This window comes from Allobosea sp. BK604, from assembly GCF_004341515.1.
GTDB lineage: Bacteria > Pseudomonadota > Alphaproteobacteria > Rhizobiales > Beijerinckiaceae > Allobosea.
The window spans coordinates 52,307-75,062 of record NZ_SLZF01000013.1; the positions used below are offsets into that span (position 1 = coordinate 52,307).

Annotated in this window: 18 protein-coding genes; 11 read left to right on the forward strand and 7 right to left on the reverse strand. The window is 67.5% G+C overall.

Annotated features, from left to right (window positions below; all coding sequences use genetic code 11):
• The first annotated feature begins 119 nt into the window (after positions 1–119).
• On the forward strand, positions 120–1,565 hold the full coding sequence (locus EV560_RS31235; protein WP_131859762.1) for an aldehyde dehydrogenase family protein: 1,446 nt from the start codon (positions 120–122) through the stop codon (positions 1,563–1,565).
• A 54-nt stretch (positions 1,566–1,619) separates the two neighbouring features.
• On the opposite strand, the gene EV560_RS31240 is transcribed toward EV560_RS31235, so the two are convergent.
• Positions 1,620–2,633, reverse strand: a complete 1,014-nt coding sequence (locus tag EV560_RS31240) for a zinc-binding alcohol dehydrogenase family protein (RefSeq protein ID WP_131859763.1) — start codon at positions 2,631–2,633, stop codon at positions 1,620–1,622.
• 99 nt (positions 2,634–2,732) lie between these two features.
• On the opposite strand from EV560_RS31240, the gene EV560_RS31245 reads away from it, so the two are divergent.
• Complete coding sequence (locus tag EV560_RS31245) at positions 2,733–3,086, forward strand: winged helix-turn-helix transcriptional regulator (RefSeq protein ID WP_131859764.1); 354 nt, start codon at positions 2,733–2,735, stop codon at positions 3,084–3,086.
• A 56-nt stretch (positions 3,087–3,142) separates the two neighbouring features.
• Complete coding sequence (locus EV560_RS31250) at positions 3,143–4,150, forward strand: BMP family protein (RefSeq protein WP_131859765.1); 1,008 nt, start codon at positions 3,143–3,145, stop codon at positions 4,148–4,150.
• Positions 4,151–4,246: 96 nt separating this feature from the next.
• On the opposite strand, the gene pobA is transcribed toward EV560_RS31250, so the two are convergent.
• The 5 genes from pobA to EV560_RS31275 all read right to left on the reverse strand — a co-directional run bounded on the left by pobA (position 4,247) and on the right by EV560_RS31275 (position 13,069).
• Positions 4,247–5,416: a 4-hydroxybenzoate 3-monooxygenase gene (pobA, locus tag EV560_RS31255; RefSeq protein ID WP_131859911.1), complete on the reverse strand. Its 1,170-nt coding sequence runs from the start codon at positions 5,414–5,416 to the stop codon at positions 4,247–4,249.
• A 48-nt stretch (positions 5,417–5,464) separates the two neighbouring features.
• On the reverse strand, positions 5,465–6,178 hold the full coding sequence (locus tag EV560_RS31260) for an HAD family hydrolase (protein WP_131859766.1): 714 nt from the start codon (positions 6,176–6,178) through the stop codon (positions 5,465–5,467).
• Positions 6,175–7,053 carry a transglutaminase family protein gene (locus EV560_RS31265; protein ID WP_131859767.1) on the reverse strand — a complete coding sequence of 293 codons (879 nt, stop codon included), beginning with the start codon at positions 7,051–7,053 and terminating at the stop codon, positions 6,175–6,177. Before EV560_RS31265 ends, EV560_RS31260 begins: the two co-directional genes overlap by 4 nt.
• Positions 7,050–9,572 carry a circularly permuted type 2 ATP-grasp protein gene (locus tag EV560_RS31270; protein ID WP_131859768.1) on the reverse strand — a complete coding sequence of 841 codons (2,523 nt, stop codon included), beginning with the start codon at positions 9,570–9,572 and terminating at the stop codon, positions 7,050–7,052. Before EV560_RS31270 ends, EV560_RS31265 begins: the two co-directional genes overlap by 4 nt.
• Before the next feature lie 131 nt (positions 9,573–9,703).
• Positions 9,704–13,069, reverse strand: coding sequence for a transglutaminase family protein (locus EV560_RS31275; protein WP_131859769.1), 3,366 nt, complete (start codon positions 13,067–13,069; stop codon positions 9,704–9,706).
• Between the two features lie 242 nt (positions 13,070–13,311).
• Between EV560_RS31275 and EV560_RS31280 the strand changes: the two genes are divergently transcribed.
• The 8 genes from EV560_RS31280 to eda all read left to right on the forward strand — a co-directional run bounded on the left by EV560_RS31280 (position 13,312) and on the right by eda (position 21,506).
• A complete protein-coding gene (locus EV560_RS31280; RefSeq protein ID WP_248312296.1) occupies positions 13,312–14,901 on the forward strand; it encodes an ABC transporter substrate-binding protein in 1,590 nt (529 codons plus the stop codon).
• Positions 14,902–14,975: 74 nt separating this feature from the next.
• Positions 14,976–16,022: an ABC transporter permease gene (locus EV560_RS31285; RefSeq protein WP_131859771.1), complete on the forward strand. Its 1,047-nt coding sequence runs from the start codon at positions 14,976–14,978 to the stop codon at positions 16,020–16,022.
• Positions 16,023–16,026: 4 nt separating this feature from the next.
• Positions 16,027–16,917, forward strand: a complete 891-nt coding sequence (gene nikC / locus EV560_RS31290) for a nickel transporter permease (RefSeq protein WP_131859772.1) — start codon at positions 16,027–16,029, stop codon at positions 16,915–16,917.
• A gap of 1 nt (position 16,918) precedes the next feature.
• On the forward strand, positions 16,919–17,779 hold the full coding sequence (locus EV560_RS31295; RefSeq protein WP_248312297.1) for an ABC transporter ATP-binding protein: 861 nt from the start codon (positions 16,919–16,921) through the stop codon (positions 17,777–17,779).
• A complete protein-coding gene (locus EV560_RS31300) occupies positions 17,776–18,531 on the forward strand; it encodes an ABC transporter ATP-binding protein (protein WP_131859773.1) in 756 nt (251 codons plus the stop codon). Before EV560_RS31295 ends, EV560_RS31300 begins: the two co-directional genes overlap by 4 nt.
• Positions 18,532–18,639: 108 nt before the next feature.
• Entirely contained in the window at positions 18,640–20,148 is a 1,509-nt protein-coding gene (zwf, locus tag EV560_RS31305; RefSeq protein WP_207908166.1) for a glucose-6-phosphate dehydrogenase, read from the forward strand.
• Positions 20,145–20,837: a 6-phosphogluconolactonase gene (gene pgl, locus EV560_RS31310; protein ID WP_131859774.1), complete on the forward strand. Its 693-nt coding sequence runs from the start codon at positions 20,145–20,147 to the stop codon at positions 20,835–20,837. The genes zwf and pgl overlap by 4 nt, the downstream gene beginning before the upstream one ends.
• Before the next feature lie 24 nt (positions 20,838–20,861).
• Positions 20,862–21,506 (forward strand): bifunctional 4-hydroxy-2-oxoglutarate aldolase/2-dehydro-3-deoxy-phosphogluconate aldolase, encoded by a 645-nt coding sequence (gene eda / locus EV560_RS31315; protein WP_131859775.1) that lies wholly within the window; start codon positions 20,862–20,864, stop codon positions 21,504–21,506.
• 138 nt (positions 21,507–21,644) lie between these two features.
• On the opposite strand, the gene EV560_RS31320 is transcribed toward eda, so the two are convergent.
• Positions 21,645–22,748, reverse strand: coding sequence for an NAD(P)/FAD-dependent oxidoreductase (locus tag EV560_RS31320; RefSeq protein ID WP_131859776.1), 1,104 nt, complete (start codon positions 22,746–22,748; stop codon positions 21,645–21,647).
• Positions 22,749–22,756 lie beyond the last annotated feature (8 nt).

Genomic DNA, 22,756 nt, shown 5'->3' on the forward strand with positions numbered 1-22,756 from the left:
GGCGCGCGCCGGGCAAAAGCGCTAACACCGGCGCCGGCCGAGCGTGTCGGGCGGATTGAAGCCGGTCCGCCTCTTCAGACGCGTCGCAGGAAACAGTCCCGAGAGTTCGAGAGGCAGCGATGACCGAGATCTTCAAGAACCTGATTGGCGGCGAATGGGCCGGCGGCGCGAATGCTTCGCGCAACATCAACCCCTCCAACACCAACGATGTCGTCGGCGAGTACACGCAGGGTTCGGTCGAGGACCTCAACAACGCCGTCGCCGCCGCCAAGGCCGCTTTCCCGGCCTGGAGCCGCTCCACCCCGCAGGAGCGCTACGAGATCCTGAAAAAGGCCTCCGACGAGATCCTCGCCCGCAAGGACGAGCTCGGCCGCCTGCTCTCGCGCGAGGAAGGCAAGACCCTTCCCGAGGGCATCGGTGAGGCCACCCGCGCCGGCCAGATCTTCGCCTTCTTCGCCGGCGAATGCCTGCGCCTGGCCGGTGAGGCGATTCCGTCGGTTCGTCCGGGCGTCGGCGTCGAGATCACCCGCGAGCCGGTCGGCATCGTCGGCATGATCACGCCCTGGAACTTCCCGATCGCGATCCCGGCCTGGAAGATCGCTCCAGCGCTCGCCTACGGCAATTGCGTCGTCATCAAGCCGGCCGATCTCGTGCCGGGCTCGGCCTGGGCCCTGGTCGACATCATCCAGCGCGCCGGCCTGCCCAAGGGCGCGCTCAACCTCGTCATGGGTCGCGGCTCGGTCGTCGGCCAGGCGCTGCTCGAGCACAAGGATGTGCACGCGATCAGTTTCACCGGCTCGGTCAATACCGGCCGCAAGGTCGCGGCGGCCTGCATCGCCGGCAACCCGATGAAGAAGGTCCAGCTCGAGATGGGCGGCAAGAACCCGCTCGTGGTTCTCGACGATGCCGATCTCAAGCTCGCGGTCGAGACCGCCGTCAACGGCGCCTTCTTCTCCACCGGCCAGCGCTGCACGGCCTCCTCGCGCATCATCGTCACCCAGGGCATCCATGACCGCTTCGTCGAGGCGGCGGTGGAGCGCCTCAAGGGCCTCGTCGTCGACGACGCGCTGAAGGCCGGCACGCATATCGGCCCGGTCGTCGACCAGAGCCAGCTCGATCAGGACCTGAAATACATCGCCATCGCCAAGGACGAGGGCGCCAACCTCGCCTGGGGCGGCGAACTGCTCAATCGCGAGACCCCCGGCTTCTACCTGCAGCCGGCGCTCTTCACCGAGACGACCAATTCCATGCGCATCTCGCGCGAGGAGGTCTTCGGCCCGGTCGCCAATATCGTTCGCGTCAAGGATTACGAGGAGGCGCTCGCGGCCGCCAACGACACCGAGTTCGGCCTGTCCTCGGGCATCTGCACGACCTCGCTGAAATACGCCTCGCATTTCAAGCGTAACAGCGAGGCCGGCATGGTGATGGTCAACCTGCCGACCGCGGGCGTCGACTATCACGTGCCGTTCGGCGGCCGTAAGGGCTCGAGCTACGGCCCGCGCGAGCAGGGCGCCTATGCCAAGGAATTCTACACCACCGTGAAGACGGCCTACACGCTGGCCTGATTTTCCTGGGTCCGGAATTCGAAGGGCCGCGCCGCAAGGCGCGGCCCTTTTGCGTCAGAAGCCTTCCAGCACGACCTTGCCCTTGGCGCGGTTGCTCTCGAGCAGCGCATGCGCGCGCTTGAGATTGGCGGCGTTGATCGTGCCGAAATTCTCGCTCAGCGTCGTGCGCAGCTTGCCGGCATCGACCAGTTGCGAGACCTCGTTCAGCAGATCGCCCTGCGCCTGCACGTCCGCGGTCTGGAAGAGTGTGCGGGTGAACATCAGTTCCCAGTGCAGCGAGATGCTCTTGCGCTTCAATGGCACGGCATCGAGCAGTTTTGGATCGTCGATCAGTCCGAACCGGCCCTGCGGCGCGATCAGCTCGACGATCGCCGGCATATGCGCGTCCGTATGCGTGGTCGAGAACACGAAGGCCGGCGCGCCGATCCCCAGCGCCGCGACCTGCTCGGCCAACGGCTTGCTGTGGTCGACGACGTGATGGGCGCCGAGCTCCTTGATCCAGGCGAAGGTCTCGGGCCGCGATGCGGTCGCGATCATTGTGAGATCGGTGAGCTGGCGCGCGAGCTGGATCGTGATCGAGCCGACGCCGCCGGCCCCACCGATGACCAGGATCGCGTTGGCCGCGCCCGCCACCGGCTCGGTGACCTTGAGCCGGTGGAACAGCATCTCCCAGGCCGTGACCGCGGTGAGCGGCAGGGCCGCCGCCTCTGCGAAACCCAGGCTCATCGGCCTGTGCCCGACGATCCGGGAATCGACGAGCTGCAGCTCGGCATTGCTGCCGGAACGGTCGAGCGCGCCGGCATAGAAGACCTCGTCGCCCGGCTTGAACCCCTTCACCTCCGGCCCCACTGCCTTGATGATGCCGGCGGCGTCCCATCCGAGAATGCGTGCGCTCTCCGCCTCGGGCTGGGCGTTGCGGCGCACCTTCGTATCGACGGGATTGACCGAGATCGCCTTGACCTCGACCAGGAGGTCGCGCCCGGCCGCGACCGGCTCCGGCAGATCGAGATCGATCAAGGCATCATCTGCGGTGATGGGCTGCGGATGGCGATAGCCGACGGCGCGCATGGGCATTCTCCTGCATTGCTGTACAGCCGAGATGCGCGTTAGCCTGAATTGGCGCAAGTACGCACAATTCCAGCCCCTAGTATCGAAAAGGGTACCGTCATGGCCCCTCGCCATAGCCGCATCGATTGCTCGCCGGGATGCCCGGTCGAGGCCGCGCTCGGTCTGATCGGCGGCAAGTGGAAAGGAATTCTGCTCTACCACCTGTTCGAGGGCACGTTGCGGTTCAACGCCATCCGCAAGCGCCTGCCCGGCCTGACGCAGCGCATGCTCACCGCACAATTGCGCGAGCTGGAGGCCGACGGCCTGATCGTCCGCACCGTCTTCGCCGAAGTGCCGCCGCGTGTCGAATACAGCCTCTCACCGAAGGGCCGCACGCTCGAGCCGGTGATCATGGCATTGAAGGCATGGGGCGACGAGCATGTGCTGAAGGAGGCGCAGCCGCAGGCCGCATGAGGTAAGCTGGTATGTGATTTGCTGACCTCGACGAGAAGTCTCGACAGGACCGGATCATGCCCGCATCGCCATCGTTCAATCGCCGCACTGTCCTCGCGCTGGGCGCAGTCGCCGTGCTTCCGCGCATCGCCTTCGCTGCGCCGGGCGGGCAAATTGCCGCGCTCTTCGCCGGCAAGGTCGATGATGGCGGCTTCATGCAGGCGGGCTATGACGGGCTGAAACTCGCCGAAGCGCGGCTCGGCGCCACGGTTGCATTCACCCAGGGCATCGCACCAAAGCAGGAGGAGCTGAGCGAGGCCTTGCGCGCGCTCGCCAAGGCAGGCCCCGACCTTGTCATCGCCCATGGCGGCCAGAACAATGCCGCCGGCAAGGCTGTCGCCGCCGAGTTTCCGGAGATCCGTTTCGCGGTCACGCAGGGCAATGTCACCGGCCCGAACCTCGCGAGCTACGAGGTGCTGCAGGAGCAATCGGCTTTCCTTGCTGGCATGCTCGCCGGGCTCACCACCAAGACCGGTGTCGTCGGCCACATGTCAGGCATTCGCGTTACGCCGGGTCTCAAGGGCCGCGCGGCCTATGTCCATGGCGTCAGGCACGCCAATCCCAATGTGAAGGTGCTGACCAACTTCTCCGGCAATCAGGATGACAACCCGCTCTCGAAGAAGATCGCCGCGGCGATGATCGCGGCCAAGGCCGACATCATCTTCACTATGCTCAATGCGGGCCGCATGGGCGCGGTCGAAGCCTGCCGCGAGGGCGGAGCGAAGCAGATCGGCAATGTCCGCGACTGGACGACGGTGGTGCCCGAGGTCTTCATCGCCTCGGCCTTCGCCGATTCCGGCCAGGCCCTGTTCAACGCCGCGCGGGATTTCGTCGAGGAGCGCTTCGCCGCAGGCCAGATCAGGCAGATCGGCCTGGAGACGCCGGAGGCTGTACGCCTGATCATGGCCGGCACTGTCCCGGCCGATGTCAAAGGCCGGATAGAAGTGACGGCGGCCGAGATCGCGGCCGGCAGCTTCGCGGTTCCGGCCGAATGGGAAGGGACGGAATTCGCGATCCCGACCTAGCGCATCGGCCCGCAAGTGGATCGCGGTTTTCGGGAAAAGCCGATGCGCAACAAGGAGCTAGATCATCGGGCCGGATACGATATCTGGTCCGATGATCTAGTACGGCAACCCGACATAATTCTCCGCCAGCGCCGCCATGGCGTGGTCGGAACCGGCGAGATAATCGAGTTCGGCCCGCTGGATGCGCCGCCCGAAGGCGCTGTCCTGCGGGAAATGATGCATCAGTGAGGTCAGCCACCAGGAGAAGCGCTCGGCCTTCCAGACCCGCGCGAGCGCCTTCGCGGAATAGGCATCGATCCCCGCTGAAGAGCGCTCGCCGAAATAGTCGATCAGCGCCTGCGACAGGTAATGCACGTCGCTGGCGGCGAGGTTGAGACCCTTGGCCCCCGTCGGCGGCACGATATGGGCGGCATCGCCGGCCAGGAACAGCCGGCCGAAGCGCATCGGCTCGGCCACGAAGGAGCGTAGCGGCGCGATCGACTTCTCGATCGAGGGGCCGGTGACCAGCGCTTCCGCCGTCGCCGGGTCGAGCCTGAGGCGCAACTCGTCCCAGAAGCGCTCGTCCGGCCAGTTCGCGATATCCTCATCGGCCGCGCATTGGACATAGTACCGGCTGCGGCTTTGCGAACGCATCGAGCACAGCGCGAAGCCGCGCTCCTCGCCGGCATAGATCAGCTCATGCGAGACCGGCGGGACATCCGCCAGGATGCCGAGCCAGCCGAATGGATAGCCGCGCTCAAAGATCTGCATCGCGGATCCCGGCACGCTGGCGCGGGAGATGCCGTGATAGCCGTCGCAGCCAGCGATGAACTCGCAATCGAGCCGCTGCGCGACGCCGTCCTTGGTGAAGGTGACGGAGGGCTTGCTGCCATCGAAATCATGCAGCGCGACGTCCTTGGCCTCGAAGACAGTGGCTGCACCTTCCGAGGCACGCAGGTCCATCAGGTCCCGCGTCATCTCGGTCTGGCCGTAGATGGTGACACGCCGTCCGGTCAGCCGCTGCAGGTCGATCCGGTGCCGCCGGCCGCCGAAGAGCAGCTCGAAGCCGTCATGCGGCAGCCCCTCGGCATGCAGCCGGGCGCCGGCGCCGACCGCGTCCAGCAGCCGGACGGTCCCGTCCTCCAATACGCCGGCGCGGATGCGCGAGAGCACATAATCCCTGCTCTGGCGCTCCAGGATGACGGCATCGATGCCGGCCCCGTGCAGCAATTGTCCGAGCAGCAGCCCGGCCGGCCCTGAGCCGATAATGGCGACCTGCGTGCGCACCGATCCCCCGGCAAGCTCGTTCTTCTTGCCGGCAAGTTGCCACAGCAACTAGTTCCGGGAAAGGGTCGTCTCCAGCTCGATGATGCTGTCGAGGCAGAAATCGCTGACCGGCTCCAGCGTCTCGCGCGTGCCCGCCCCGGTCAGCACGCCGATGCGCAGCCCGGCGCCGGCGGCGCGGCCCATCTCCATGTCGTGGCGGCTGTCGCCGATCATGGCGATCTCTGCCGGTTCCAGCCCGGTCGCGGCGCAGAAGGCCAGCGCCATTCCGGCGGCAGGCTTGGCGCCATGGCCGGAATCGTACCCGGTCATGAAGGCGAGCGTGTCGGCGATGCCGAAATGCGCGGCGGTCGCCGTCACCGACGCGATGCTGTCGCTCGAGGCGATGCCGAGCGTGAAGCCGGCGCCCCGCAGCCGCGTGAAGAGATCGTCGAGAGGGCAGACCGGCACCATGCGCGCGATCGACCCCTGAAACAGGGCATCCAGCGCGAATATGAGGTCCGCGAGCACGAACGGGCTGCCGGCGTCGCACCAGGCTTCGGCGAGCTCCTGTGTGTTGCCGACGGCGAGCAGGCAGTCGCCCAGCGCAAACCCCGTCACGGGGTCGCCACCGGCAACGCGCAGCAACTCGGCGGCGAGGGCTGCGTCGCCCTTGGCCGCCAGCAGCCCCGCCTCGCGATTGATCGGCGGCCAGCTCGCCGCATAGTCGAGCAGGGTGCCGTCCTTGTCGAACAGCAGCCCGCGTATGGCGGGATATCGGCTCATGTGACCGGAATGACGTCGACTGCGACGCCGACCCGCTGCGAGCCGGGTCCGATCACCACGCCGTCGAGCGGGGCGACGTCGGCATAATCGCGCCCGATCGCGGTGACGATATGGTCGTCGGCGACGACGAGATCATTGGTCGGGTCGAGGCCGATCCAGCCGGTCTCCGGCCCGCACCAGAGCGAGACCCAGGCATGGCTGGCATCGGAGCCTTCGAGGCGCTGCTGGCCTGGCGGCGGAATGGTGCGGATATAGCCGCTGACATAGGCGGCGGGCAGGCCCAGCCCCCGCAGCCCGGCGATCATGATATGCGCGAAATCCTGGCAGACGCCGTGGCGCTCGCTGAAGGCCTCGGCCAGCGGCGTCGAGACTTCGGTCGCCTCGGGATCATAGGTGAATTCCTTGCGGATGCGGGCCATCAGCTCGCTCGCCGCTTCGAGCACCGGCCGGCGCGGTGTGAAGCTCTTGCGAGCATAGTCGACCACTTCCGCCACCGGCGGCACCAGCCGGCTCGGATAGAGATGATGGGCAGGAGAATCCGGGGCGAGGCTGGAGGATGACAGCGCCAATGCGCCGACCTCTTCCCAGGCCCGGGTCAGGCCGGGGAAGGGCGCGGCCGGCCGGTTGATCTCGACCCGCGCCCGCATGTCGAGCCTGAGTTCCTTGTGCGGCTTGGCGATCGTCGCCGTCGTCACATGATTGCCGAAGAAGCAGACCGCGTCGATGCGCTCGGCCGGGCGCGGCGTGATCACGAGGTCGCGCTTATGCACGATCTGGCCGATGCCGTCGCGCGGCAGCAGCCGCAGGATGCAGCGCGCGAACGGCACGGGCCGGCCATAGGCGTAGGTCGTGACGTGGCGGACGTTGTAGATCACGCGATGCCCGTCAGCCGCGAGCCTTCAGGCTCGTCATTCTGCAGGAAGTAGCGGTCGGCGACGGCGCTGGAGACGCCCATCAACAGCTGCTCGAAGAGCAGGATGCTGGTCTTGTCGAGCCGTCCCGCTTCGGCGGTGCGGCATTCGGCGGCGAGCTTCAGCGCCAGCCGGCGGGGCGCTTCCAGCATGCCGTCTTCGTTCAGGGTCGGCAGCGCCGCGATCTCGGCATCGAGCCGCTCGATCTGGAAGGCGACCGAACGCGGATTGTAGGGGTCGAGCATGACGAGATCGAGAACCGGCTGCAGCGCCGGCCCGAGCAGGTAGCGCGAGCGATAGGTGATCTGCGAGTCGGTGAGATCGAGCAAGGCGTCGAGGCTGTCGCTGGGCGCGTCGGTCTCGGAAAAGTGCCGGGCGACGCGGCAGGTCGCGATGCCGCGCTCGATCCGCCGGCCGATATCGAGGAAGCGCCAGCCGGCGCCGCGCACCATGTTCTCCTGGCTGAGGCCGGAGAAGGCCGCGAGCGTCTTCAAGGCTCTGTCTGCCACCTCGAAGGCCTCGCCTTCGCTGCGCATGTGCCGCGCATCCAGCGTCAATTGCCGTTGCAGGTCGCCGAAGAGCCGCCAGGCATCGACCGACAGGCGCTCGCGGATGACCGAGGCGGTGCGTCGCGCCTCGCGGATCGAGGCCAGCGCCGAACCGTACTGGTTGGCATCATGCAGGGCGGCGAGCGCCTGTCCGTTCGGCTTCTGGCCCTTGCCGCCGGGCGCGGCGCCCCAGGCGACCAGCAGATTGGCGAGGCGGCGCAGCGTATCGGCGCGTCCAGGCGAAGCGTCCTCGGCATCGATCAGCCGGCCGAGCAGGGCCCGGACCAGCCGCAGCGTCGCCTCGGTGCGCTCGAGATAGCGCCCCATCCAGAACAGGTTGTCGGCAGCCCGGCTCGGCAGCACGCCGATGATGCGCTTGATCGCGACGCGGTCGGCGCTGGGCAGCAGCGTCACCTGTTCGACCGGTCCCTCGGACGTCACCCAGACATCGCTCGAGCGCACGCCGCTGCGCATCGTCACGGCGCGGGCGTCGGGCTGCTCGGAGATGCGGCAGAAACCGCCGGGCATCACGCGCCAGCCCTCCGGCGTGGCGGCGGCAAAGACGCGCAGGGTCACGGGGCGCGGGTGGAGACGCCCGTTCTGGAAGACCGGCATGGTCGAGAGCCGCACGACCTCCTGGCCGACATAGTCCTGTCCGCGCGCCGCGATGCGCGCGCGCAGCGCCTCGCGCTGGTCCGAGGGGAGTTCGCCGGCCAGGATAGAGCCCGAATCCAACCCTTCGCCGGAGGCCCGGAAGGCCGAGGCGATGGTCATCTCGTCCAGCCGGTCGAGCACGAGATCGCGCTCGCGCGGCTGGCCGCACCACCAGGTCGCGACATTCGGCAGGATCAGCTCTTCGCCGAGCAGTTGCCGCGCCAGCACCGGCAGGAAGCTCATCAGGGCACGGGCCTCGACTGCGCCGGAACCGAGCCCGTTGGCGATATGGACATTGCCGCGCCTGACCGCATGGACGAGGCCGGCCACGCCCAGCGCGGACGCAGCATTGAGCTCGAGCGGATCGGCGAAATCGCCGTCGATGCGCCGCCAGATCACGTCGGCCCGCTTCAGTCCGGCGATGGTGCGCACATGCACGCGCCCGTCGCGCATCAGGAGGTCGCCGCCCTCGACCAGCAGGAAGCCGAGATAGCGGGCGAGATAGGCCTGCTCGAAATAGCTCTCGTTCAGCGGGCCGGGCGTCAGCAGGCAGATGCGTGGCTCGATCCGCCGTGCGCTGGCGACGAGCCCGGCGCGAAAGCCCTGGAAGAAGCTGGCGAGCCGTTCGATATTCATCGTCCGGAACAGGTCCGGGAAGGCGCGGGTCAGCGCCAGCCGGTTCTCCAGCGCGTAGCCCGCGCCGGACGGCGCCTGCGTGCGGTCGCCGAGCACCCACCAGCGCCCGTCCGGGCCGCGGCCGAGATCGGCGGCGTAGAGCTGCAGGCTGCCGCCATTCGTGCTGCCGTGCAGCGGCCTCAAGTAATCCGGGCTGCCGGTGATGACGGCGGCCGGGAGCAGGCCCTTGGCGATGCTTTCGCCCGGCCCGTAGACATCGTCCAGCACCGAGGCGAGGAGCTGCGCGCGCTGGGCCACGCCTGAAGCGATGGTCTGCCATTCGGCGCCGGTGAGGACGAGCGGCACATGGTTCAGCGGCCAGGAACGCTCGCCGGCAAGCGGGTCGTGCTCGTCGTGATCGCCATGGACCCGGTAGGATACGCCGGTATCGCGCACATGCCGGTCGGCGAGGCCGAAGCGATGGTGGAGCTCATCATGCGAGAGCGCGCTCCACTCGGCCAGGAACGGCTCCCAATGCGGCCGCACCTTGCCGTCCGCCGCCATGAACTCGTCGAACGCGCCCGGCAGCGGACGGTACTCCGCCAGCAGAGCGCTGCGCCGCTCCGTTTTCACGCGCGTCGAGGAGGTTCGGCCCTGGGCAGCCATGGCTCGCGGCTACACTCCTGCGAGCATGATGCCGGAAAGGGCAAAGCGGCTTTCGGGCGACATCATGCTCGAACTCTTGGTTGAGAGACCGATTCACACATCAGGTCGTTTCGACGTGATGTGATCGGGCTCTAGGGCCGGCGCAAATCGAGTGTCAGCGGAAACTCCGGACTGCGCTCGTCGGCCGGAATCGCCATGGGTCCGGGAGTATGGCCGATCGATTCGAAACGGGCGAGACGGCGTGCCTCCGCTTCGTAGGAATTCACCGGCGGTGTCTCATAATTGCGCCCGCCGGGATGGGCGACATGGTAGACGCAGCCGCCGAGCGAGCGCCCGCTCCAGCTGTCGACGATGTCGAAGGTCAGCGGCGCATGCACGGGAATCGTCGGATGCAGGCCCGAGGCCGGCTGCCAGGCCTTGAAGCGCACGCCGGCGATCGCCTCGCCTCCGCCATTCACCGCCGTCAGCGGCAGGCGCCGGCCATTGCAGGTCACGACATGGCGTCCGGGCACGAGGCCGGTCGCCTTGACCTGCAGCCGCTCCACCGAGGAATCGACATAGCGCACCGTGCCGCCGATCGCGCCCTGCTCGCCCATCACATGCCAGGGCTCGAGCGCCTGCCTGAGCTCCAGCTCGACGCCGCCATGGCTGACCTTGCCGTAGAACGGGAAGCGGAACTCCTGCTGCGCCTCGAACCAGACCGGATCGAAGGCGTATCCGGCCTGCGCCAGGTCGGCGAGAACCTCGCGAAAATCCTGCCAGACCATCTCCGGAAGCATGAACCGATCGTGCAGGCTCGTGCCCCAGCGCACCAGCTTGCCCTCCTGCGGTTCGCGCCAGAACCAGGCGATCAGCGCCCGCACCAGGAGCTGCTGTGCCAGCGACATGCGCGCATCCGGCGGCATCTCGAAGGAGCGGAACTCGATCAGCCCGAGCCGCCCGGTCGGACCGTCCGGCGAGTAGAGCTTGTCGATGCAGATCTCGGTGCGGTGCGTGTTGCCGGAGACGTCGACCAGGAGGTTGCGGAACAGCCGGTCGACCAGCCAGAGCGGAATCGCCGGCTCGCCCGGTTTCGGGACCATGGCAAGCGCGATCTCCAGCTCGTAGAGCTGGTCGTGCCGGGCTTCGTCGACACGCGGCGCCTGGCTGGTCGGGCCGATGAAAAGCCCCGAGAACAGGTAGGACAGGGAAGGGTGGCGCTGCCAGTAGAGGATGATGCTTTTCAGCAGGTCCGGGCGGCGCAGGAACGGGCTGTCCGGCGGTGTCACGCCGCCGAGCACGACATGGTTGCCGCCGCCCGTGCCGGTATGGCGGCCGTCGACCATGAACTTCTCGGCGCAGAGCCTGGCCTGCCGCGCCTCCTCGTAGACGCCGCGCGTGATCGCGACCGCCTCGGGCCAGCTCTTGGCCGGGTGGATATTGACCTCGATCACGCCGGGATCGGGCGTCACCTTGATGACGTTCAGCCGCGGGTCGTGCGGCGGCGCATAGCCCTCGATATGGACAGCCTGGCCCTCGCGTTCGGCCACCGCCTCGATGCTGGCGATCAGGTCGAGATAATCCTCCAGCCGCTCGACCGGCGGCAGGAAGACACAGAGGATATTGTCGCGCACCTCGATGCTGAGCGCGGTGCGGACATGCTCGCGGCCGATCTCCTGCTCGACGCGTTCCTGCGCATTCGAGGCGGGCTGCGGCTCGCTTGCATGCGACATCTGCATCGGCGCGCCGTAAGGCGGCTCGTCGAACTGGCCTGGCGCCGACAGGAAGCCGGGAGCCGCGAGCGATCCGCGCGGTTCCATCGGATCCTGCGGATGGATATGCGGATACTCGGCTTCGGGCACGACCGGCAGCGAGCCCAGCGGCAGGCGATAGCCGACCGGTGAATCGCCAGGCACCAGGAAGAGCTTGCCGCGCCGGAGCCGCCATTTCTCCGAGCGCCAGCGCCGGTCGCCGGCCTCGCCCTGCCAGCGCTGCACGGGAATGACGTAGCCGCGCGGCTTGCCGAGCCCGAGCTGGAAGACCTGCGCCATGCGCGCCCGCTCCTCAGGGTCGGCGAGACGCGGGTCGAGCGGGTCGACATTATCGGGAAGCTGCGCCTCCTTCAGCAGCCAATGGCCGGTATCCTCATAGGCCGGCAGCACGTAGTCGGCACCGAGACCGAGCGCCTGCGACAGCCCGGCAGCGAGCGTCTCGGCCTCGCGCGCCGAGATTGCGGCCTCCAATTCGCGGTCGCCGCCGGTTCTGGCGCCGGGCTCGCGCGCGATCAGCTCGGCATTCTTCCAGATCGGTTCGCCATCCTCGCGCCAGTAGAGCGCGAAGGCCCAGCGCGGCAGGCTTTCGCCCGGATACCACTTGCCCTGGCCGTAATGCAGCATGCCGCCTGGGGCGAAGCGGCCGCGCAGCTTGCGGATCAGCTCGTCGGCGCGCTGGCGCTTGGTCGGGCCGACGGCGGCCGTGTTCCACTCGTCGCCGGACTGATCGTCGACCGAGACGAAGGTCGGCTCGCCGCCCATGGTCAGGCGGACATCCTGCGCCTGAAGGTCGGCATCGACCTTTTCGCCGAGCGCATCGAGGCGCTGCCAGGATTCGTCGGAGAAGGGCAGGGTGATGCGCGGCACTTCATGCACGCGCGCGACGCTCATCGAAAACTCGAACGTGGTCTCGGCGTAGCTCGCCATGCCGCTGACCGGGGCGGCCGAGCGGTAATGCGGCGTCGCCGCCAGCGGCAGATGGCCCTCGCCGGTCAGCAGGCCCGAGGTCGGGTCGAGGCCGATCCAGCCGGCGCCGGGGATATAGGCCTCGGCCCAGGCATGCAGGTCGGTGAAATCCTTGTCGGTGCCGCGCGGCCCTTCGAGCGGGTCGATATCGGCCTTCATCTGGATCAGGTAGCCGGAGACGAAGCGGGCGGCGAGGCCGAGCCGGCGCAGGATCTGGACGAGCAGCCAGCTCGTGTCGCGGCAGGAGCCGGACTTGAGCTGCAATGTCTGGTCCGGCTCCTGCACGCCGGGCTCCATGCGGATGCCATAGGCGATCATGCCCTGCAGCCTGGCATTGAGATCGACGATGAAATTGACCGTGTTGGTCTGCTCGCGCGGAATCGTCGCCATGAACTCGGTCAGGAGCGGCCCGGCCGGCTCGGTGACGAGATAGGGCGCGAGCTCGGCCCGGAGCTCCTCGGGATAGGCGAAAGGGAAGCTCTCGGCATCGGTCTCGACGAAGAAGTCGAACGGGTTGATCACCGACAGCTCGGTGACGAGATCGACCTCGATGCGGAACTCGCTCACCGGCTCGGGAAAGACGAAGCGTGCCAGCCAGTTGCCGCTCGGATCCTGCTGCCAGTTCACGAAATGCTGCTCGGGCGAGACCTTGAGCGAGTAGCTTTTGATCGCCGCCCGGCAATGCGGCGCCGGCCTCAGGCGGATGATCTGCGGCCCGAGCGTGACCGGCCGGTCATAGCGATAATGGGTGAGGTGGTTCAGCGCGGCGATGATGGCCAAGGGCAGGCACCTGCTTGGTTCGCGAGACCGGATGCCATCACGATAGCGATGCAGCGACGGGCCGCAAAGCCGGCCCTCGTGCGATATTGCATAGGCAATGGGCAGCGATGCCTGTGAACTGGGCGATCAGGCCCTTCCCGGCTCGCGTCGGTTGAGTGATACGCTGGACATCAATCGCGATCTGGTTCCAGATTGCCAGCAATGGGCGCTGGACGCCCACACAACGAACAATGGGGAATTTCATGCGTCACGTAGCGAAACTGCTCGCAGCCTCCGCTTTTGCCGCCCTGATGACGACGCCTGTCCTGGCCCAGACGCCGAAGGACACCATCGTGATGGCCAAGCAGATCGACGACATCATCTCGCTCGATCCGGCCGAGGCCTTCGAGTTCTCCGGCGTCGAGGTCGGCGCCAATGTCTACGACAAGCTGATGGGCGTCGACCTGAAGAACAACAACGCGCTGGTCGGCGAACTCGCCCAGAGCTGGACCGTCAGCCCCGACAACCTGACCTACACCTTCAAGCTGCGCCCCGGCGTCAAGTTCCATTCCGGCAATCCGCTGACCGCCGCCGATGTGGTCTATTCCTTCCAGCGCGCCGTCACGCTCAACAAGTCGCCGGGCTTCATCCTCGCCCAGTTCGGCTTCACCAAGGACAATGTGCTGGAGAAGGTGAAGGCGACCGACGACACCACGCTGGTCGTCACGGTCTCCAAGCCTTACGCGCCGACCTTCTTCCTCAACTGCCTGACCTCCGGCGTCGCCTCGATCGTCGACTCGAAGCTGGTCAAGGCCAATGAGAAGGATGGCGATTTCGGCAATGCCTGGCTCAAGCTGAACTCGGCCGGCTCGGGCGCCTACAAGGTCCGCGCCTATCGTCCGAACGAGCAATATGCGCTGGAGGCCAACGAGGCCTGGTACAAGGGCGCGCCGAAGAACAAGCGCGTCATCGTCCGCCATGTCGCCGAGCCGGCCTCGCAGCGCCTGCTGCTGGAGAAGGGCGATGTCGACATCGCCCGCAACCTCTCCAAGGACCAGCTCGCCGCGGTCAAGACGAACGCCAACATCGAGATCGTCCAGGGCGACAAGGGCTACATCCTCTATCTCGGCCTGAACCAGAAGAACCCGAACCTCGCCAAGCCCGAGGTTCGCGAGGCGCTGAAATACCTGGTCGATTACGACTCGATCGAGCGCAACATCGTCGAGGGCACTTACAAGGGCCACGAATCCTTCCTGCCCAAGGGCTTCCTCGGCGCCATCGACGACAAGCCCTACAAGTTCGATCCCGCCAAGGCCAAGGAACTGCTCGCCAAGGCCGGCCTGCCGAACGGCTTCACCGTCACGATGGACACCCGCTCGGTCAATCCGATCACCGATATCGCGCAGGCGATCCAGTCGAACTGGGCCCAGGCCGGCGTCAAGCTCGAGCTGATCCCCGGCGACGGCAAGCAGACCCTGACCAAGTACCGCGCCCGCACCCACGACATCTATATCGGCCAGTGGGGCCCGGATTATCTCGACCCGCACACCAATGCCGAGACCTTCGCCATCAACGAGGATAATGGCGAGGAGGCGAAGTCGAAGACTCTGGCCTGGCGCAATGCCTGGGACATCCCGGCCATGACCAAGATCACCCAGGCCGCGGTGCTGGAGACCAGCGCCGACAAGCGCAAGGCCGAATATGAGGGCCTGCAGCGCGAGCACCAGAAGGTCTCGCCCTTCGTCATCATGTTCCAGCAGATCGAGGTCTCCGCCGACCGCAAGGGCGTCAGCGGCTGGGCGATCGGGCCGAGCTCCGACACCAACTTCTACGCGCCGATCGCCAAGAACTGAGCCTCCGGCTCCCGTGCCCCGCCGCAGCCTCCGTCAGGTTGCGGCGGCTTTCTCTGTTGCTGGTGGACTGTTGAATGGCCTCATTGCGTGAGAAATGGGCGGGCCGATCGGTCCGCTGGGGCCGGATCGCGGGGCGCGAGCTCTCGACCGTCGCCATCACCATGTTCGGCCTGCTGCTCGTGACCTTCCTGATCGCGCGCGTCATCCCGATCGATCCGGTCCTCGCCGTCGTCGGCGACAATGCCAGGCCCGATGTCTATGAGAAGGCGCGGCTCGATCTCGGGCTCGACAAACCGCTCTGGCAGCAATTCGCCATCTATATCGGCAAGGTCTTCAGCGGCGATCTCGGCACCTCCGTGCTGACGGCGCAGCTCGTGACCGAGGACATCAAGCGCGTCTTCCCGGCGACGCTGGAGCTCGCCACGCTCGGCACCCTGATCGGCGTCTCGCTCGGCATCCCGCTCGGCGTGCTCGCCGCCGTCAACCAGGGCCGCTGGCCGGACCAGATCGCCCGCGTCATCGGCCTGTTCGGCTATTCGATCCCGGTCTTCTGGCTCGGCCTGATGGGCCTGCTGCTGTTCTATGCCAAGCTCGGCTGGGTCGGCGGCCCCGGACGCATCGGCGTCGCCTGGCAGGATTTCGTCACGCCGGTGACGGGCGTGCTGCTGATCGACGCCGCCATGCAGGGCGAGTGGGAGGCCTTCTGGGACGGCTTCTCCCATCTCATCCTGCCCTCTGCCGTGCTCGGTCTCTTCAGCCTCGCCTATGTCAGCCGCATGACCCGCAGCTTCATGATCACCGAGCTGCAGCAGCAATATGTCATCGCCGCCCGCGTGAAGGGCATGTCGGAGGCGCGCGTGATCTGGCACCACGCCCTGCGCAACGCCGTCGTGCCGCTGGTCACCGTGATCGCGCTCTCCTATGCGCATCTGCTCGAAGGCTCGGTGCTGACCGAGACGATCTTCGCCTGGCCCGGCCTTGGCCGCTACATCACCAATGCCCTGCTCAACGCCGACATGAACGCCGTGCTCGGCGGCACCCTGGTGATCGGCGCGGTCTTCATCGGCGTCAACCTGCTGTCGGACATCTTCGCCCGGCTGGCCGATCCGAGGGCGAGGTGAGGCGATGAGCTCCTGGACCGACTATCTCATCACCGATTCCCCGGCCTCGCGCCGGCAGGCCAGGCTCGGCCAGTTCTACCGGCAATGGCTCGCCTTCCGGCGCAATCCGCTCGCCGTCATCGGCCTCGTCATCGTCGTCGCGTTGCTGCTGATCGCCGCCTTCGCGCCGCTGATCGCGACACATAACCCGCTGACCCAGAATCTCGACGGCCGGCTGCTGCCGCCCTCGGCCGCGCATTGGTTCGGCACGGACTCGCTCGGCCGCGACATCTACAGCCGCATCGTCTACGGCGCTCGCGTCACGCTAGTCATCGTGCTGCTCGTGGTCGTCACGGTCGGCCCGCTCGGCCTGCTGATCGGCGCGGCCTCCGGCTATCTCGGCGGCTGGGTCGACCGCGTGCTGATGCGCATCACCGACGTCTTCCTCGCCTTCCCGCGCCTGGTGCTGGCGCTCGCCTTCGTCGCGGCGCTCGGCCCCGGGCTGGAGAACGCCGTCATCGCCATCGCCTTCACCGCCTGGCCGCCCTATGCCCGCGTCGCCCGCGCGGAGACGCTGATCATCCGCAACCAGGACTATATTTCGGCCGTGCGGCTGCAGGGCGCCTCGCAATGGCGCGTCGTGCTCCGGCATGTCGTGCCGATGTGCCTGCCCTCGCTGATCGTGCGCACCACGCTCGACATGGCCGGCATCATCCTGACCGCCGCCGGGCTCGGCTTCCTCGGCCTCGGCGCCCAGCCGCCGATCCCGGAATGGGGCGCGATGATCTCGACCGGCCGCGAGCAGATCTTCGATCAATGGTGGGTCGCGACCTTCCCCGGCATCGCCATCTGCATCGTCGCGCTCGGCTTCAACCTGCTCGGCGACGGGCTGCGCGACGTCATGGATGCGAGGTGAGATGATGCGCGCTCCCGACACGCCCCTCGAGCAGCCGCTTCTCGAACTCGACAATCTGCGGGTCAATTTCCACACGCCGACCGGCATCGTGCGCGCCGTGCGCGGCCTCTCCTTTACGCTCGGCCGCGAGCGGCTCGGCATCGTCGGCGAGTCCGGCTCCGGCAAGTCTATGACCGGCCGCGCCATCCTCGACCTGATCCCGCATCCCGGCGAGGTCCTGGCCGACCGCATGGTCTATCGCGGCCAGGACCTGCTCACGATGGACAGGCGGACGCGCCGCAAGCTGCGCGGCCGCCATATCTCGATGGTGATGCAGGACCCGAAATTTTCGCTCAACCCGGTCCAGACCGTGGGAGAGCAGATCGCCGAGGCCTATCGCGTCCATCACAAGGCGAGCTCGCGCGAGGCGAGGGAGCGCAGCCTCGCCATGCTCGAGGCGGTGCAGATCCGCGAGCCCGCGCGCGTCTACGCTCTCTACCCGCACGAGGTCTCGGGCGGCATGGGCCAGCGCGTCATGATCGCGATGATGCTGATCGCCGAGCCCGATATCCTGATCGCCGACGAGCCGACCTCGGCGCTCGACGTCACCGTGCAGCTCCAGGTCCTGAAGATCCTCGACGACCTCGTCACCAGCCGCGGCATGGGCCTGATCTTCATCAGCCACGACCTGCATCTGGTGAAGTCCTTCTGCGACCGGGTCATCGTCATGTATGGCGGCAAGGTGATGGAGACGCTGCAGGCGAGCGAGCTGGAGCAGGCCCAGCACCCCTACACGCGCGGCCTGCTCGGCTGCCTGCCCGATCTCGACCATCCCAAGGCGAAGCTCGCCACCTTGAACCGCGACCCGGCATGGCTGGCATGAGCGCGCAACCCGCCATCTCCGTCGAGAAGCTCAACGTCTCCTTCGGCGACTCCCATGTCGTGAAGGACCTTTCCTTCGACGTCGCGGCCGGCGAGAGCTACGGCATCGTCGGCGAATCCGGCTCCGGCAAGTCGACCGTGCTGCGCGTCCTCGCCGGCCTGAACCGCGAGTGGAGCGGCGAGGCAAAAATCCTCGGCAAGAGCCAGCCCAAGATCCGCGACAGAGCCTTCTATCGCGCCGTGCAGATGGTCTTCCAGGACCCGTACGGCTCGCTGCATCCGAAGAAGACGGTCGACGACGCCCTGGCCGAGCCGCTCGCGATCCACGGCATTCGCGATGCCGAGGCGCGGATCGGCCGGGCCATGACCGATGTCGGCCTGCCGACCTCGTTCCGCTTCCGCTATCCGCACCAGCTCTCGGGCGGCCAGCGCCAGCGCGTCGCGATTGCCCGCGCCCTCGTGCTGGAGCCGACCATCCTGCTGCTGGACGAGCCGACTTCGGCGCTCGACGTCTCCATCCAGGCCGAGGTGCTGAACCTGCTCCAGGCCCTGCGGCACGAGCGCAAGCTCACCTACATTCTCGTCAGCCATGATCTCGCGGTCGTCGCCCATATGTGCGAGCGTCTGCTGGTCATGCAATTCGGCCGCGGCGTCGAGGAGATGAGCGCGGCGACATTGGCTGCGCGCGCGCCGCAGACCGCCTATGCCCAGCAATTGCTGACGGCGAGCGAGGGCTTCCGGCGTCACGCCTGAGCAAGACGGCTGCGCGCTATCGTCGCTTGGGTGCGCCTGCGAAACCGTCTAAGTCTCGTCGTAGCGGCCGGCTAACGTGAGCCGGTTCTCGCCACGGAGGCCATCGCCATGGACGCCATCGCTGACCGCGTTTTGAAGCTGGAAGCCTCGCCGGAGCGCACGCCGGTCCCGCCCTTCGACCTGGTGATCTTCGGCGCCGGCGGCGACCTTGCCTTGCGCAAGCTCTTCCCGGCGCTGGCGCAGCGCAACGAGGAGGGCGTGCTGCCGGAGGAAAGCCGTATCCTCGGCATCGTCCGCAAGACCGAGGATGTCGAGGGCCTGCCGGGCGAGATCGCCAAGAAGCTCGCGAGCTCCGGCCTTCCTGCCGATCGAATCGAGGCTTTCCTGCGCCGGCTCACCATGGTGCAGATGGATGCGCTGAAGCCCGAGACCTATCCGGCGCTGAAGGCGGCCCTGGGCGAGTCCGAGCGCGTCCGCTCCTTCTATCTCTCGACCCCGCCGGACCTCTTCATCCCGATCTGCGAGAATCTCGCCAAGGCCGAGATCCTGACGCCGACCTCGCGCGTCATCCTGGAGAAGCCGCTCGGCCGCGACCTCGCCTCGGCCCGCGCCATCAACGATGCGGTGGCGAAGATCCTGCCGGAAAGCCGCACCTACCGGATCGACCATTATCTCGGCAAGGAAACGGTGCAGAACCTCTTGGTCCTGCGCTTCGCCAACACCTTGTTCGAGCGCTCCTGGTCGAGCCGCGACATCGATAATGTCCAGATCACGGTGGCGGAGACCGTCGGCCTCGAATCCCGCGCCGGCTATTACGACAAGGCCGGCCATCTGCGCGACATGGTCCAGAACCATGTGCTGCAGCTGCTTTGCCTCTTCGCCATCGAGCCGCCGAACCTGCTCGAGGCCGATGCCGTGCGCGACGAGAAGGTGAGGGTGCTGAAGGCGCTGCGTCCGATCGTCGGGCCCGATGTGCAGCGTTACACCGTGCGCGGTCAGTACGGGCCCGGCGTCGCCGAGGGCGCGCGCGTCAAGGGTTATACCGATGAGCTCGGCCAGCTCAGCAATACCGAAACCTTCGTCGCGATCCGCTGCGAGCTCGAGACCTGGCGCTGGGCCGGCGTCCCGATCTATCTGCGCACCGGCAAGCGCATGGCGCAGCGCTATTCCGAGATCGCCGTCACCTTCAAGCCGGTGCCGCATTCGATCTTCGGCGGCGCGCCGGGCTGCGAGCAGCTCAACGCCAATCGCCTGGTCATCCGGCTCCAGCCCGATGATGGCGTGCAATTGCAGCTGATGATGAAGGTGCCGGGTTCCGGCAAGCTCAAGATCGTGCCGCGCCAGCTCGATCTGCGCTACGATACGGCCTTCGGCGTGCGCTCGCCCGACGCCTATGAGCGCCTGCTCACCGACGTCATTCGTGGCGACCAGACCCTGTTCATGCGCCGCGACGAGGTCGAGCAGGCCTGGACCTGGATCGACCCGATCCTCGCCGGCTGGCAGGATTATTACCCGCAGCCGCATCGCTATGCCGCCGGTTCCTGGGGCCCGTCGCAGGCGATCGGCCTGATCGAGCGCGAGGGCCGCTCCTGGGCCGATCCGGAACCGCTGGAATGAGCGCAGCTGCCGGACCCGTCGCCTGGTATCGCTTCGAGAGCCTTGCCGATACCTCGGAGGCGCTGGCCGAGGCCGTGGCCGTCGCGCTCTCGGCCGCGATCGCGGCGCGCGGCTCGGCCTTGCTTGCCGTGCCCGGCGGCAACACGCCGGCGCGCTTCCTTGGGACTTTGGGGGAGCGTGCCCTCGCCTGGGACAAGGTCACCGTGCTGCCGACCGACGAGCGTTTCGTCGCGCCGAACGACCCGGCCTCGAACGAGCGCATGATCCGCGAGGCCTTCGCCCCGCTGCGCGAGGGCGGCGCCGGCTTCGTCTCCTTCCACAATGCCGGCGATGATCTCGCAGCGGCGGCGCGCAGCCTCGACGGCGTGCTGTCCCGCCTGCCGCCGATCGATGTCCTCGTCAGCGGCATGGGGGCGGACGGGCATATCGCCTCGCTTTTTCCCGGCGACGACGCGGCTGCGAATGCGGGCGATGCGGTCCACGCCGTGGCGGCAAAGCCGGCCGGACTGCCGCCGCGCATCTCGCTTTCGCCCGCCAGGCTGAGATCGGCCGGCTGGGCGGCGCTGCTGATCGCGGGCGAGGACAAGGAAGAGACCCTGAAGGCGGCGCAGGATTTGCCGGCCGCCTATCCGGTCGGCATCCTGTTGCGCCGCCAGCAGGGGCTCGACGTTTACTGGGCCAAGGCGTAAGCGCAGCGGGTCAGGAGGAAACACATGTCAGCCGAACCCGAAATCGCGCGTCTCAGTGCCTGCGGCGTTGTCCCGGTCGTGGTCATCGATGATGCCGAGGTCGCCCTGCCATTGGCGCAGGCGCTGCTGGCGGGCGGCATCGACGTGATCGAGATCACCTTGCGTCGTCCGGCCGCGATGACGGCGCTGGAGACGATTGCCCATAAGCTGTCCGAGATCCTGCCGGTCGCCGGCACGGTGGTGACACCGGGCCAGGTCTCCGACGTCAAGCAGGCCGGCGCCAAGGTGGTGGTCAGCCCCGGCTTCAGCGAGATCGTCGACAACGCCATGCGCGCCGCCAACCTGCCCTGGCTGCCCGGCGTCGCCACGGCGTCCGATTGCATGCGCGCCGTCGCCGCCGGACGGCTGACCTGCAAGTTCTTCCCGGCCGAGCAGGCCGGCGGCACGGCGACGCTGAAGGCGCTGTCGGGCCCGTTCCCGCAAATGCGGTTCTGCCCGACCGGCGGCGTTGGCCTCGGCAATCTCGGCGATTACCTGGCGCTGAAACAGGTTATCTGCGTCGGCGGCTCCTGGCTGGTCCCGGCCGATGCTGTCGCCGAGCGCAACTGGGCGAAGGTGACCCAGCTCGCGAAGGAAGCGCGCGAGAAGGTCACGGCGCTGCGCGGCTGATACACGCCGTCATTTCCGGGCAGGGCGAGCCTTTTTCCGTCATGGTCGGGCCTGTCCCGACCATCCACGTCTTCGTCGATGCAGCGCGCTGCCCAAGACGTGGATGCTCGGCACAAGGCCGAGCATGACGGCGCGCGCCTACCGCAACTGCTCGACCGTCAGCTCTGCGATGGCCAGCGACGAGGTCAGCCCCGGGCTCTCGATCCCCAGCAGGTTGACCAGTCCCGGCACGCCATGCACCGCCGGCCCGTCGATGCGGAAATCCGGCATCGGCTCGGTCGGACCATGCAGCTTCGGCCGGATGCCGGCATAGTCGGCGACGAGCGCGCCGTCCTTCAGGCCGGGCCAGTAGGTCCGGATCGCCGCATAGAAGCGCTCGGCCCGGGCAGGATCGACGACAAGGTCCTGGTCGTCCTCGACCCATTCGACATCCGGCCCGAACTTGACCCGCCCGGCCATGTCGATCGTCGCGTGGATGCCGAGTCCTGCCGCCTCCGGCACCGGGTAGATCAGATGCGTGAAGGGCTGCTTGCCCAGCAGCGAGAAATAATTGCCCTTGGCGAAGGACTGCTTCGGAACATGCTCGGCCGGGAAGCCGTCGAGCTTGCCGAGCAGGCGTGGCGCGCCATGGCCGGCTGAATTGATGATGCTCTTGACCGTGTAGGTCGCGGGATCGTCGCCGCCGAAATCGACGCTGAACCCGTCGGCCTCGCGGCGCCAGCCGGAAATCGGCGTGTGCAGCGCCAGCGAGCCGCCCGCCGCCTCGCATTCGCCGAGCAGCGAGAGCATGAAAGCATGGCTGTCGACGACGCCGGTCTCGGGGGAGAGCAGGGCAAGCTCGCAGGCGACCTCGGGCTCCATCGCCCGCGCCTCGGCGGTATCGACGAAGCGCAGCGTATCGACGCCGGAGGCCGCCGCCCGCGCCGCGATGCCTTCCAGGACCGGGCGCTGGCTTGCCGAGGTCGCCACGATCAGCTTGCCGCAGGCCTTGTGCGGCAGGCCACGCTCCTGGAGATAGCGATAGAGTTGCTTGCGGCCCTCGACGCAGACCCGCGCCTTCAGCGAGCCCGGCGGATAATAGATGCCGGCATGGATGACCTCGCTGTTTCGCGCCGAGGTCTGCGTGCCGATGCCCTCGGCCGCTTCGGCGATGACGACCTCGCGGCCGGCCAGAGCCAGCGCCCGCGCCACTGCGAGGCCGACGACGCCGGCCCCGATCACCAGGCAATCGATATCCGCCATGGATCGTT